Raw genomic sequence first — 13,529 nt, forward strand, 5'->3', positions numbered from 1 at the left:
GTTGATTTGTAGAGAAAGCCAATCCTGGCGTGGCCTAGCAGCCGATTTTTTTTGGTGCCGATTTGAAACTTGTTTTCCCATTCCCGTGTAATTTTCAAGGCTCAAGCCCCTTGGAGATTTCCCATGAATGTCGGCAAGACCTTGTTTGCGCAGATCATGGAATTCATCCTAAATCCGGCAGTTACCCTGCCGCTGTAAGTTGGGCTGACGGTAGCCAAGGTGGCAGTGGGCGCGTGATTTTGGCCACCACGTAGTCCAGAAATGTCTGCCATCGATCCGCAAAAGGCAACTGCTCCGCAACATCCCTGACATGACTTAAAGCCGCACGAATGTTGGCGATGAGCGCGAGCAACTTGTCCTTGGCAGCATGCATCGGTGTCAGATACAGCGTTGTCTGTCCCGCATGTTTGACAGCGCGCCCCACACTGGCAAGCAATAACGCTCGGCTGGTGATGGCTTCCATGCGTGCACCCGGCTTGGCCGCCCGGCGTATCCACCACCATGGCCTCCAGTGCCTGCGTTTGGACCGCAAGTTGACGCCTTTTTGCTTCACCCATTTGGTGACTCCAATAAATCCATTGAAATTGGCGTCTAGTCTAGCTTGCAGCCGGTTTACGCAATGTCAACTGCCGGAAATAGGTTCATTCCATGGACAAGCTTTTCTCGAATCGTTCAGCGCTACGGCGGCGACGCGGGCGTGCGCCGCTTGACTTGCTCCGAGCAGTTTCGCGTTATGGCCTTTGCCCAGTTGACTTGGCGCGAGAGCCTGAGAGACATCGAGGTGACGCTGGGTGCGAACGCCAGCAAGCTTTACGCCATGGGCTTTCGCCACAGCATCCATCGCTCCACCCTGGCCGATGCCAACGAGTCGCGCAACTGGCGCATTTGGGCCGACTTGGCTGCAGTTTTGATCCGGCGCGCTCGCAAACTTTATTTGGACGAGGACCTGGGGCTCGAACTTAAGAACACGGTCTACGCGCTGGATGCCACCACCATCGATCTTTGCCTGAGCCTGTTCGACTGGGCCCCGTTTCGCAAAACCAAGGCTGCTGTAAAGCTCCATACACTGTTGGACTTGCGAGGCTCTATTCCAGCCTTCATCCACATCAGCGATGGCAAGATGCACGAGGTCAATGTGCTGGACATCTTGGTTCTGGAGCCCGGCGCGTTCTACGTTATGGACCGGGGCTACTTGAACTTTGCTCGCCTGTTCCAAATGCATCAGGCGGGCGCCTTCTTTGTGACCCGCGCCAAAAGCAATATGAACGCCAGGCGCGTGTACTCGGCCAAAGTGGACGGGAGCAGCGGCATCATCTGCGATCAGACCATTGCGTTGAACGGGCACTATGCTGCCCAAGACTACCCGGAGCACTTGCGCCGTATCCGCCTCAAAGACCCCGAAACCCAAAAGACGCTGGCCTTTTTGACCAACAACACAAGCTTGCCGCCCTTGACGATTGCCGCTTTGTACAAGAGCCGTTGGCAGGTCGAGTTGTTTTTCAAGTGGATCAAGCAGCACCTGCGAATCAAGAAGTTTCTGGGCAACAGCGAAAACGCAGTCAAGACGCAAATCTGGTGCGCCGTGTCCACCTACGTGCTCATTGCAATCGTTAAGAAGGAACTTCAATTGAACGTCTCGCTCTACACATTGCTACAGATTTTGTCGGTCTCGCTTTTCGAGAAAACTGAGGTTTCAAGCGCCTTACAGCTCGAAAGAAACACTAGCGATAGCCCAGACGACGGTAACCAGTTGAATTTATTCACTTTTTAACCGGACACTACTGCACACTTTTATTTTTTAAACGGTGGACACCATTTCTTCAGTGGATGCACTTCTGAAATGCTGCGCACCAGAGGTTGGCGTGAAGCACTTGTTGGCGCGTTTTGAACCCAAGCCGCTTGACACAGGGGCGACTCAATCCGATGTGGAACATCGGGCAGACGCCATTCAAATCACCACCGGCTCCGGCTCCAGCCGAATGCCAAAGCGCTCGTACACGCTGGTCTGAATGGCCTTGGCCAGCGTCATCACCTCGCCCCCGGTACAGGGGTTGTCGCGTCCGCCTCGGTTGACCAGCACCAGCGCCTGCTTTTCATACACCCCGGCATGGCCCACGGACTTGCCTTTCCAGCCGCAGGCGTCGATCAGCCAGCCTGCCGCCAGCTTGATGCTGCCATCGGCCATGGGGTAATGCACCACCTTGGGCTCGCGGGCGATGATGTCGGCGCATTGCTCGGGCGTAACGGTGGGGTTTTTGAAGAAACTGCCTGCGTTGCCAACCACCGCCGGGTCGGGCAGTTTGGCGCGGCGAATCGCCACAACCCAGTCAAAAATCTGCCGGGCATCGGGGTTGGAAATACCGGTCTCCGCCATCTTGCGTGCCAAGTCCAGATAACCCAGCTCGGGCTTCCAGCGCTTGGGCAGCGCAAAGCGCACCCGCAAAATGACCGCCCTGCCCGCCAGGCCCAGGCCATCCGGGCCGCCAGAGCCGATGGATGCGTGCTTGAACACCGAATCGCGGTAGCTGAAGCCGCACTGCGCGGCATTGAGGCTGAACAACTCGCCCGTCAGCATGTCCATCGCATCGAGCGAGTCAAAGCGGTCTTGCAACTCCACGCCGTAGGCACCGATGTTTTGCACGGGCGATGCGCCCACCGTGCCGGGGATCAGGGCCATGTTTTCCAGGCCAGGGTAACCATTGTCCAGTGTCCAAGCAACCAAGGCGTGCCAGTCCACGCCTGCGCCCGCCTCGACCACCCAGTGTTTGGCAGTCTCTGTCGCCAATCGCATGCCCGGCACCTCGATTTTGAGCACGAGCGCCTTGACGTCCCCGGTCAGCAAGATGTTGCTGCCGCCGCCCAGCACTTGCCGGGGCCAAGTGGCCAATTGGGGCTCGGCCAGCACCGCTAAAAGGTCGGCTTCGCAGCGCACGCGCACCAACGCCAGCGCCTTGGCGGCGATGCCAAAGGTGTTGTAGGGCTGCAGGGGGACATTTTTCTCAAGGAACATGGGAGAATTGTCGCATCCTCAACCTCTGACTTTTACCGCCATGCCCTCGTTTGATACCGTTTGCGAACCCAACATGGCCGAAGTGCGCAACGCTGTTGACACTTCTGCCAAAGAAATCGGCACCCGCTTTGACTTCAAAGGCACCTCGGCCAAGATCGAGCTCAAAGACAAAGAGATCACGATGTTCGGTGATGCCGAATTTCAACTCACGCAGGTCGAAGACATCTTGCGCAACAAGCTCACCAAGCGCAACGTGGACGTGCGCTTTCTGGACATTGGCAAGGTCGAAAAAATCGGCGGCGATAAGGTCAAGCAAGTGGTCAAGGTCAAAAACGGCATAGAGACCGAAGATGCCAAAAAGATCACCAAGCTGATCAAGGAAAGCAAGATCAAGGTGCAGGCTTCTATCCAGGGCGATGCGGTGCGCGTGACGGGCACCAAGCGCGACGATTTGCAGGCCGCCATGGCCATGCTGCGCAAAGACATGCCAGATTTGCCCTTGTCTTTCGACAACTTCAGGGATTGAGCGCTGGAGGGTTTGCCTCTGGCGAAGCCCCAGACTCAAAGTGCCTCAGGGTTTGGCGGCCGCCGTCACCACCACCTCGATCAAATAAGCCGGATTGGCCAGGGCGGCCTGCACCGTGGCGCGGGGCGGTGCGCTGCCTGAGACCACCCAAGCGTCCCAGACCTCGTTCATGGCCGCGATGTCGGTGATGTCTTTCAGGTAAATCTGGGTCCGCAAAATGCGGGTTTTGTCGCTGCCCGCTTCTGCCAACCGCCGATCGATCTGCTGCAACACATCGGCCGTTTGGCTGCGGATGTCGGTGGCCTCGCACTCGGGCACCATGCCCGCCAAGTACACCACCCCATTGAAAACAGCCGCTTCGCTGTAACGTGCTGCGACATGCAAACGCTGAATGTCCTGACTCATGCTTTTTTCTTTCCCAGTTGTGACTCGGTGCCCGCCATCAGGCGGTGAATGTTTTCTCGGTGCCGCCAGACCAGCAGCAAGGCCATGACCGCCAGGCTCAACACTTCGGGCCAAGACGCTTGCCAGGCCACCCCATCGCCGAACAGGTAAAAAACAGGCGCAAACACCGCAGCCACCATCGAGGCCAAGGACACGTAGCGCGAGAAAAACAGCACGATGGCAAAGCTGAACACCACCGCCAGCGCCAAGCTGCCGTTGACGCCCAACACGACACCCACTGCCGTGGCCACGCCCTTGCCCCCGGTAAAGCCAAAAAATACCGGGTACAGGTGCCCCAAAAAGGCGGCCAACCCGGCCAGCGCGGCCAAACCAGCGCCCGCACCGTGTTCGGGGCCATAGGCCAGCACCAGTGCCACCGGCAACCAGCCTTTGAAGGCGTCCAGCAGCAAGGTCAGGATGGCCGCTTTTTTGCTGCCCGAGCGCAGTACATTGGTCGCTCCCGGGTTTTTGCTGCCGTAGCTGCGCGGGTCGTTCAGGCCCATCAGGCGGCTGACGATCACCGCAAAGCTGAGCGAGCCCAGCAGGTAACTGGCCAGCACCACAACCCCTTGAATCCAAAGGTCCATCAACATCTTCCTTGCTCTTGTAAGGGCGTCATTCTGCCAGCGCGCAGTTCACCGCCTTGGCTTGCAGCAGTTGCACACACACTTGGGGGTCGATGCCCACCAAGTAACCGCGCCTGCCGCCATTGATGCAAATGCGCGGCAGGGCCAAGATGCTTTCTTCGATGTAAACCGGCATGTTCCGACGGGTGGCAAAAGGCGAGGTGCCGCCCACCAAGTAGCCGCTGTGGCGGTTGGCCACCTCGGGCGCACAAGGCTCGACCGACTTCAAGCCGATCTGACGCGCCAGGTTTTTGGTAGACACCTTGCGATTGCCGTGCATCAACACCACCAAGGGCTTGGCGTCCTGGTCTTGCATGATCAGGGTCTTGACCACGGCAAACGGGTCCATGCCCAGCACCTGCGCGCTGTGCTGGGCACCACCGTGCTCGAGGTATTCATAGGGATGCTCTGTGAAGCTCACCCCCTGCTGGCGCAAAAGCGCCGTGGCGGGGGTCTCACTGACTTTGTCTTTTTTGCCCATGGGCCTGCATCACAACGCCGGGTCGCGGATTTCCCAGCGGATCTGGTCAATCGCCTCGAGCACCTCGGGCGAGAGTTGCACCGCCCAAGCGGCCAGATCTTCGTCCAGCTGGGCCACCGAGGTCACGCCGATGATGGTGCTGGTCACGTTCCAGCGGTGGTAACAAAAGGCCAGCGCCATCTGCGTGGGTGTCAGGCCGTGGTCACGAGCCAACTGGTTGTACCGGCGCGCTGCCGCCAAGGCCTCAGGGCGGCCCCAGCGCTGCTTGCGCACCGACTCGTAGCGGGACAAACGGCCATTGGGCGCACCTTGGTCTTCAAAACCAGTTTGGTCGTATTTGCCCGTGAGCAATCCAAAGCCCAGTGGCGAGTAAGCCAGCATGGACACGTTCAGCCGGTAGCAAGTTTCGTCCAGCGCGTTGTCGTACGTGCGGTTCACCAGGCAATACGGGTTTTGAATGGTGGCCACGCGCGGCAGACCATGTTGCTCGGCCAGGCGCACAAACTCGTGCAAACCATAGGGTGTTTCGTTGGACAGGCCGACGTAACGCACTTTGCCCGCCTTGACCAATTTGGACAGGGCCTCCAGTTGCTCGTGAATCGGGGTGAGGGGCTTGTCTTTGCTCGGATCGAAATAGGTCAGGCCAAACACCGGCACATGGCGCTCGGGCCAATGGATCTGGTACAGGTCGATCACGTCGGTCTGCAGGCGACGCAAACTGCCTTCGCAGGAGGTCAGGATGTCTTGTGCCGTCATGCCCGCGCCTTCGCGCACCCAAGGCATGCTGCGTGAGGGGCCCGCCACCTTGGTTGCCAGCACCAGCTTTTGGCGCACGCCGGGGTTTTTGGCAAACCAGTGACCAATATAGGTTTCGGTCAGACCACAGGTGTCGGCCGTGGCGGGTACGGCATACATCTCAGCGGTGTCAATGAAATTGATGCCAGCAGCCAAAGAGTGGTTAAGGATGGCGTGAGCCCCCTCTTCGCTCACTTGCTGGCCAAAGGTCATGGTGCCAAGACAAATGGGCGTGACGTGCAGGTCGGATTGACCAAGTTGTACTTTTTTCATGGGCTTGTCTTTGGCTGCGACTTAAAAGACTGATTTTGGCATGTTGGGCGTATTGGGTGATGCGTTGAACGTGCATTTGCTCGGCCACACCCTCAAGGCTCAATGCGCTTCTCATCACACGCCTCTTCTTGCAGGCGCAGCACGCGGCGCTGCACCTTGCCGGTGGTGGTCATGGGCAACTGGTCGATGAATTCGATCTCTTTGGGGTATTCATAAGGGGCGAGCAAACCGCGCACATGGGCTTGCAGTTCGCGACGCACCTCGTCGTCAAAAGCCGTCTGCCCTGGCCCAGTGGGCCTGCGGCCTTGCCAGTCGGGCGACATGACCACATAGGCTTTGACCAGTGCTCCACGGTCTTTGTCGGGCTTGGGCACCACAGCGGCGTTGGCCACGGCGGGGTGCTTGACCAAACAGTTTTCAATCTCACCCGGGCCAATGCGGTAACCCGCCGCCTTGAACATGTCGTCGGTACGCCCTTGGTACCAGAGGTAGCCGTCCTCGTCGCAAACGGCCATGTCGCCTGTGCGGCACCAGTTGCCGGTGTATTTGGCCTTCGTGGCCTTGTCGTTGTTCCAGTAGCCCAAAAAGAAAACCGGGTCCAGTTGGCGGTGCACATCGAAGCGGTTCACCGCCACTTCGCCGGGCGTGCCGGGCGGGCACAACTGCCCCGCATCATCGATGACCGCCACCTGGTGCCCTGGATACCCTTTGCCCATGCTGCCAGGCTTGGCAGGCCACAAGCGGGCGCAGTTGCCCACCACGTAATTGATTTCGGTCTGGCCGAACATCTCGTTCACCGTGACGCCCAACTGTTGCTGGCAATAGCCAAACACCGCGTCACCCACCGCCTCGCCCGCGCTCATCATGGCTTGCAGCTTCAGGCTGTAACGCCCCTTCACCTCGGGCACGGCCTTCATCATGGCTTTGAGCGCGGTGGGGAACAAAAAGGTGTGTGTCACGCCGTGGCTTTGCAAAATCTCGAAGGCCGCTTCGGGCGAAAACCGCCCATTGAAGGCCACGATGGGACGGCCAAAGTAGAGGCTAGGCAGCAAGGCGTCCATCAGCCCGCCCGTCCAGGCCCAGTCGGCAGGCGACCAGAACACGGCTTTCGAGGGCTTTTCTGCCTTGAAAGGGTCAAAGCCAAACCAATTTTGGCTGCACACAAAGCCCGTCAGATTACCGATCATTGCCCGGTGAGGGATGAGCGCACCCTTGGGGTTGCCGGTGGTGCCGCTGGTGTAAATCAGCACCGCCGGGTCTTCAGCCCAAGTGGACACGGGTTTGAACGTGCTCGCGCTGGCTGCCATGGCTTGGTTCAGGTCCAGATCGGCCAAAGTGCCCGCTTCGCCCACCCCCAACAGCGTCTGCAAACCGGGGCAATCGGCTCTGGCCTGCAGCAAGGCCTGCACGGTGGACTCATCGCACACCGCCACGCACGCTTGGCTGTCGTTGATGCGAAATGACAAGGCCTCGGGGCCAAACAGCATCGACAAAGGCATGGCCACCGCACCCATCTGCAGCACGGCCATGTAGGCCACCGCCGTCTCATAGCGCTGGGGCATGACGATGGCCACGCGGTCACCACGCTGCACGCCGTGAGAACGCAGCACCCGGCTCAGCCGATTGGCGTCTTGCTGCAGCTGCCCGAAGGTCCAGCTGCGCCCCAGGCCCTGCCCTGCCACGTGCTCGCGCACGGCCTGGCGCTTGGCCGTGGCCGCTTGCCCTGCCCATTGCCCGCAACAGGCCTGTGCCATGTTGAAGCGCTTGGGCACTTTCCAGCCAAAACTCTGGTGGATGGCCGCATAGCGGTCGGCGGCCCGACTTCGGGTCGGCTGCTTGGCTGCTGGGGAAGGCTGCGAGCCGAAGGGTTCCGGGGGGGCGATTGGCCGGTCCTGGTGGCGACTGATGTTCACGGTGTCTCTCCTTATGATCGAAAGTATGTACCAAGTTTTACGCCCCTCAAAAAGTCTCTGGGTGCCGCTGCGCGGCTGTCGTTTTCATGTCCGCCAATGGGGCACGCCCACACCCGGCACCACGCCGCTGGTGCTGGCGCATGGCTGGATGGATGTGGCCGCCTCCTGGCAGTTCATGGTGGACGCGTTCAGCGAGGCCTTTGTCAGCCAGCGCCCCATCATCGCCTTGGACTGGCGCGGCTATGGACTGACCGAAACACCCGCCACTGACAGTTATTGGTTCCCCGACTACCTGGCCGATCTGGATGCGCTGCTGGACACGCTGTACCCCGGTCAGAGCATCGACTTGGTGGGCCACAGCATGGGCGGCAACGTGGTCATGATGTATGCGGGGACCCGGCCCGAGCGGATTCGCCGCCTGGTCAATCTGGAAGGTTTTGGCATGCCCGCCACCCAAACGAGCCAAGCGCCCACGCGCATGGCCCAGTGGCTGGACGAACTCAAGGCGCAGCGTGCAGGCAGCAACGACCTCAAACCCTATGCCGATGCAGTGGGCGTTGCAGCGCGCCTGATGAAAACCAACCGCCGTCTGAGCCAGGACAAGGCCGGCTGGCTGGCCCAACACTGGGCCAGCCCCGGACCGGATGGACAGTGGCGCATCCTGGGGGACTCGGCGCACAAGGTCATCAACCCGTACCTGTTCCGCGTCGAAGAGGCATTGGCCATGTACCAATCCATTGCGGCACCCGTGCTGGTCGTCGAGGCAGCTGACGAATCGCTGAGCCGATGGTGGAAGGGCCGCTACACCCTCGCCGATTTCCACGAACGTCTCCAGTCGGTACCCCGATTGGAAAAGGCAACCCTCCAAGAAGCGGGGCACATGCTGCAGCATGACCAACCCCAAGCCCTTGCAAGCTTGCTGGAAAATTTTCTGACCTGAAGCAAGTTTTACAATCGCGCTTTCTTTCCACCATCTCACATGAAGCTGCTGGCCCAATGCAAATTTTGGTGCTTGGTGTGTGCTTTGGCTTTTGCAGCCATGCCAACGCTGGCCGATAACACCCACTACCGCCCCTTTTTTTTGGGCGCGCCAGGTGGCCAAGTCCCCCAGCAACGCGGTGAGATCACGTTTTCTCCTTACACCCACCACTGGAGTCACAATCCCCAGCACAAACCTGTACTGCTTTTGGCCTTGGACGAAGCACTGCCTGGCAACAGGTTTTGCGGCGTCAGTGTTTTCAGCAATTCCTTTGGTCAACCCACGGTATATCTTTACGCTGGTCAACAATTCACCGGGCTGCTGGGTTCTCCCAAAGTGTTTCTGAAGGTCACAGCAGGCATCCTTTACGGCTATGTGGCACCCTATCAGGACAAAGTGCCCCTGAGCCACAATGGTTTTTCGCCTGCCCTTATTCCCTCCCTTGGCTACAAGATCAATACCCGGGACTCGGTGCAAATGAAAATTCTGGGCAGTGCGGGTTTGATTTTTTCCTGAGGTCGTCTCTTCTAATGATCGATGACCAGCACCTGAACATACGCAACGCCAAGTCTTGACAACTCATGAGAAAATGCCCCGTTTACCGAACCGGACACTTTCCCCATGGACGCAGAACGAATCAACCAAATCGGCACATCCCTCACAGACCTGACCGCTCGTACCCACGAGTTACGGGGGTATCTTTGACTACGATGCCAAATCTGAACGGCTGAGAACCGTCAACGCATCGCTCGAAGATCCCTCGGTCTGGAACGACCCGAAAAAAGCCCAGGAACTGGGCAAAGAGAAAAAAGCCCTCGACGGCGTGGTGGTGACCATCACCAACCTGACCAGCGAATTGGCCGACAACCTTGAACTCTTCGAAATGAGCAAGGAAGAAGGCGATGACGATGGTCTGATGACCATCGAAGCCGAAGCCGCCAAACTGACCGCGCTGGTGGAAGACCTCGAGTTTCGACGGATGTTCCGACATGAGGCCGACCCGCTCAACTGTTTTGTTGACATTCAGGCCGGCGCCGGAGGCACCGAAGCCTGTGACTGGGCCAGCATGCTGCTGCGCCAGTACATCAAGTACGCCGAACGCAAAGGCTTCAAGGCCACGGTGGAAGACGAAACCCCAGGCGATACGGCTGGCATTAAAGGCGCGACCATCAAGATCGAAGGCGAATACGCGTTTGGTTTGCTGCGCACCGAAACCGGTGTGCACCGCTTGGTGCGCAAGAGCCCGTTTGACTCGTCGGGCGGCCGCCACACCTCGTTTGCTTCGTTGTTTGTGTACCCCGAGATCGATGACTCGATCGAGATCAACATCAACCCCTCTGACGTGCGCACCGACACCTTCCGTGCCAGCGGCGCGGGTGGTCAGCACATCAACAAGACCGACTCGGCTGTGCGCCTGACGCACATCCCCACCGGCATCGTGGTGCAGTGCCAAGACGGCCGCAGTCAGCACAGCAACCGCGATGTGGCTTGGCAACGCCTGCGCTCGCGCCTGTACGACTTTGAGATGCGTAAACGCATGGAAGAGCAGCAAAAGCTGGAAGACACCAAGACCGATGTGGGCTGGGGTCACCAGATCCGCAGCTACGTGCTGGACAACAGCCGCATCAAGGATTTGCGCACCAACGTCGAAATTTCGGCCACCCAAAAAGTGCTCGATGGCGACCTCGATGCGTTCATCGAAGCCTCACTGAAACAAGGCCTCTGATCTGCTCAGACCTCAACAAAAACGGAGTTAGTGATGCGTGAAGGACAACCCACCGCGATTCACCGGGAAGCTTATGCCGCCCCGGCGTTTTGGATCGACACGGTCGATCTGACCTTTGATCTGGACCCAGCGAAAACCCGCGTGCTGAGCAAAATTCGCCTGCGCCGCAACCCCGACGTGGCGGCACAAGCCCTGCGTCTGGATGGCGAAGACCTCAACCTGTCGCGTGTGCTGGTCAACGGCGGTGGCACCTCGTTCAAGATGGACGGCAACCAACTGGTGTTGGAGAACTTGCCCGAAGGCCACGAGCCTTTCGAGTTGGAAATCTTCACCACCTGCAACCCCGAGAAAAACACCCAACTGATGGGTCTTTACGTCAGCAACGATTCGTTTTTTACCCAATGCGAAGCCGAGGGCTTCCGCCACATCACCTACTTCATGGACCGCCCGGACGTGATGGCCAGCTACACCACCACGCTGCGCGCTGACAAAGCCAAATACCCGGTGCTGCTGTCCAACGGCAACCTGGTTGAGCAAGGCGCGCTGGACGATGGGCGGCACTTTGCCAAGTGGGTCGACCCGCACAAAAAGCCCTGCTACCTGTTTGCCCTGGTGGCCGGTCAGCTGGTCGCACGAGAGCAACGCATCGTCAGCCGCAGCGGCAAAGAGCACTTGCTGCAAGTGTTTGTGCGCCCCGGCGATCTGGACAAGACCGAACACGCGATGAACTCCCTCATGGCCAGCGTGGCCTGGGACGAAGCCCGCTTTGGCCTGCCGCTCGATCTGGAACGCTTCATGATCGTCGCCACCAGCGACTTCAACATGGGCGCGATGGAAAACAAGGGCCTGAACATCTTCAACACCAAGTACGTGCTGGCCAACCCGAACACCGCCACCGACATGGATTTCGGCAACATCGAAAGTGTTGTCGGCCACGAGTATTTCCACAACTGGACGGGTAACCGCATCACCTGCCGCGACTGGTTTCAGCTCTCACTCAAAGAGGGCCTGACGGTATTTCGCGACCAGGAATTCAGCCAGGACATGGCGGGCGAGGCCAGCGCCCGCGCCGTCAAGCGCATCGAAGACGTGCGCGTGCTGCGCACGGTGCAGTTTGCCGAAGACGCCGGCCCCATGGCCCACCCGGTGCGGCCAGACAGCTATGTCGAGATCAACAACTTTTACACCGTCACCATCTACGAAAAAGGCTCGGAAGTCGTTCGCATGATGCAAACGCTGGTGGCCACCCCCGCTGACAACCTGGGCCGCGATGGATTTGCCAAAGGCATGAAGCTCTACTTTGAGCGCCACGATGGCCAAGCCGTGACCTGCGACGACTTTGCGCAAGCCATTGCCGACGCCAACCCCGGCTCGGCGCTGGCCCAGAACCTGAGCGCTTTCAAGAATTGGTACAGCCAAGCAGGTACCCCCCGCCTGCAAGCGAGCGGTGACTACAACGCTGACGAACGCAGCTACACCCTGACCCTGCGCCAAAGCTGCCCAGCGACACCTGACCAAACCGAAAAAAAACCTTTTGTGGTTCCAGTCACTCTGGGCTTGCTCAGCCGAGATGGCGCTGCCCTGCCCTTGCAGTTGGCTGGCGCCAACGACAGCGTCCTGCAGCAAACCCTGGTGCTGACCGAAGAGAGCGCCAGCTTCACCTTTGCCAACATCGACAGCGAACCCGTGCCCTCCTTGCTGCGCGGTTTCAGCGCCCCCGTGGTGCTGGAAGACGGTTTGTCCGCGGCCGACCTGCTCATCTTGTTGGCCCACGACAGTGACCCCTTCAACCAATGGGAAGCTGGCCAGCGCCTGATGCTGCAAAGCGCGCTCGCTGCCATTCAGCAAAACAAGGACATGACGGGCCAGCCTGTGCTGTCCGACGCCTTGCTTGCAGCCTTGCGCAATGTGTTGCGCCACCCCGAACTGGACGCGGCTTTCAAAGACCTGGCGCTGACGCTGCCGTCCGAGAACTACATTGCCGACCAGCTGGACGTGGTGGACCCGCAACGCGTGCATGCGCTGCGCGAGAGCATGCGCCTGAAACTGGCCACGGTCTTGCAGGCCGACTGGCAATGGGCCTGGGACGCGCACAAGCACAACGGCACCTACACACCCGACGCCCAATCCAACGGCCGCCGTGCCTTGGCAGGCCTGTCCATGAACATGTTGTGCGTGGCTGCTGTGCACAGCGGTGACGCCGTCACGCCCGGCCGCGTTTTCCAGCAGTTCAAGGACGCGGACAACATGACCGACCGCTTCAACGCCTTGTCGGCACTGGTGGTGAGCGGCCATGCCTTGGTGCAAGATGCTTTGGCCTTGTTCCACAAAATGTTCCAACACGAAGCGCTGGTCATCGACAAATGGTTCGCCCTGCAAGCCGGTGCGCCCGACCGTGCTGGCGACGTGTTGCCACGTGTGCGTCAGCTCATGCAACATGCCGACTTCAGCCTGCGTAACCCCAACCGCGCGCGCAGTCTGATCTTCAGCTACTGCAGCGCCAACCCGGCAGGTTTTCACCGCGCCGATGCGGCAGGCTATGTGTATTGGAGCGAGCAGGTGCTGGCGCTCGATGCCATCAACCCGCAGGTTGCAGCACGCCTGGCCCGCGCCATGGACCGCTGGAGCCGCCTGGCAGAGCCCTACCGCAGCGCGGCCCAAGTCGCCATCGAGCGCGTGGCCGCCAAAGCCGACTTGTCGAACGATGTGCGCGAAGTGATCAGCCGCGCCCTGAGTGCGGCTTGAAGTGCACCTCC

At 59.5% G+C, this 13,529-nt stretch carries 13 protein-coding genes; 6 read left to right on the forward strand and 7 right to left on the reverse strand.

Features of this window, described 5'->3' with window-relative positions:
* Positions 1–181: 181 nt before the first annotated feature.
* Complete coding sequence (locus tag HEQ17_RS08250; protein ID WP_296292289.1) at positions 182–553, reverse strand: hypothetical protein; 372 nt, start codon at positions 551–553, stop codon at positions 182–184.
* Positions 554–619: 66 nt separating this feature from the next.
* Between HEQ17_RS08250 and HEQ17_RS08255 the strand changes: the two genes are divergently transcribed.
* Complete coding sequence (locus tag HEQ17_RS08255; RefSeq protein ID WP_296292290.1) at positions 620–1,771, forward strand: IS4 family transposase; 1,152 nt, start codon at positions 620–622, stop codon at positions 1,769–1,771.
* A gap of 177 nt (positions 1,772–1,948) precedes the next feature.
* Here HEQ17_RS08255 and murB read toward each other — a convergent pair whose 3' ends face one another.
* On the reverse strand, positions 1,949–3,010 hold the full coding sequence (murB, locus tag HEQ17_RS08260) for a UDP-N-acetylmuramate dehydrogenase (protein WP_296292291.1): 1,062 nt from the start codon (positions 3,008–3,010) through the stop codon (positions 1,949–1,951).
* Between the two features lie 40 nt (positions 3,011–3,050).
* On the opposite strand from murB, the gene HEQ17_RS08265 reads away from it, so the two are divergent.
* On the forward strand, positions 3,051–3,536 hold the full coding sequence (locus HEQ17_RS08265; protein WP_296292292.1) for a YajQ family cyclic di-GMP-binding protein: 486 nt from the start codon (positions 3,051–3,053) through the stop codon (positions 3,534–3,536).
* 45 nt (positions 3,537–3,581) lie between these two features.
* Here HEQ17_RS08265 and HEQ17_RS08270 read toward each other — a convergent pair whose 3' ends face one another.
* From HEQ17_RS08270 to HEQ17_RS08290, 5 genes are all read right to left on the reverse strand, one after another.
* Entirely contained in the window at positions 3,582–3,941 is a 360-nt protein-coding gene (locus HEQ17_RS08270; protein ID WP_296292293.1) for a RidA family protein, read from the reverse strand.
* On the reverse strand, positions 3,938–4,567 hold the full coding sequence (gene plsY / locus HEQ17_RS08275) for a glycerol-3-phosphate 1-O-acyltransferase PlsY (RefSeq protein ID WP_296292294.1): 630 nt from the start codon (positions 4,565–4,567) through the stop codon (positions 3,938–3,940). Before plsY ends, HEQ17_RS08270 begins: the two co-directional genes overlap by 4 nt.
* 28 nt (positions 4,568–4,595) lie before the next feature.
* On the reverse strand, positions 4,596–5,087 hold the full coding sequence (locus HEQ17_RS08280) for an aminoacyl-tRNA deacylase (RefSeq protein ID WP_296292295.1): 492 nt from the start codon (positions 5,085–5,087) through the stop codon (positions 4,596–4,598).
* A gap of 9 nt (positions 5,088–5,096) precedes the next feature.
* Positions 5,097–6,155: an aldo/keto reductase gene (locus HEQ17_RS08285; RefSeq protein WP_296292296.1), complete on the reverse strand. Its 1,059-nt coding sequence runs from the start codon at positions 6,153–6,155 to the stop codon at positions 5,097–5,099.
* A gap of 92 nt (positions 6,156–6,247) precedes the next feature.
* Complete coding sequence (locus HEQ17_RS08290; RefSeq protein WP_366938060.1) at positions 6,248–7,951, reverse strand: AMP-binding protein; 1,704 nt, start codon at positions 7,949–7,951, stop codon at positions 6,248–6,250.
* Between the two features lie 142 nt (positions 7,952–8,093).
* Here HEQ17_RS08290 and HEQ17_RS08295 point away from each other — a divergent pair, with 142 nt between their 5' ends.
* From HEQ17_RS08295 to pepN, 4 genes are all read left to right on the forward strand, one after another.
* On the forward strand, positions 8,094–9,008 hold the full coding sequence (locus tag HEQ17_RS08295; protein WP_296292297.1) for an alpha/beta hydrolase: 915 nt from the start codon (positions 8,094–8,096) through the stop codon (positions 9,006–9,008).
* A gap of 39 nt (positions 9,009–9,047) precedes the next feature.
* Positions 9,048–9,563, forward strand: a complete 516-nt coding sequence (locus HEQ17_RS08300) for a hypothetical protein (RefSeq protein WP_296292298.1) — start codon at positions 9,048–9,050, stop codon at positions 9,561–9,563.
* Positions 9,564–9,668: 105 nt separating this feature from the next.
* Positions 9,669–10,773, forward strand: a protein-coding gene (gene prfB / locus HEQ17_RS08305; RefSeq protein WP_296292299.1) for a peptide chain release factor 2 whose coding sequence is annotated in 2 segments (ribosomal slippage) — positions 9,669–9,749 and positions 9,751–10,773 — 1,104 coding nt in all. Because the reading frame shifts where the segments join, the coding sequence is not laid out codon by codon here.
* Between the two features lie 33 nt (positions 10,774–10,806).
* Complete coding sequence (pepN, locus tag HEQ17_RS08310) at positions 10,807–13,518, forward strand: aminopeptidase N (protein ID WP_296292300.1); 2,712 nt, start codon at positions 10,807–10,809, stop codon at positions 13,516–13,518.
* Positions 13,519–13,529 lie beyond the last annotated feature (11 nt).

This window comes from Limnohabitans sp., from assembly GCF_023910625.1.
Taxonomy (GTDB): Bacteria; Pseudomonadota; Gammaproteobacteria; order Burkholderiales; family Burkholderiaceae_C; genus Limnohabitans_A.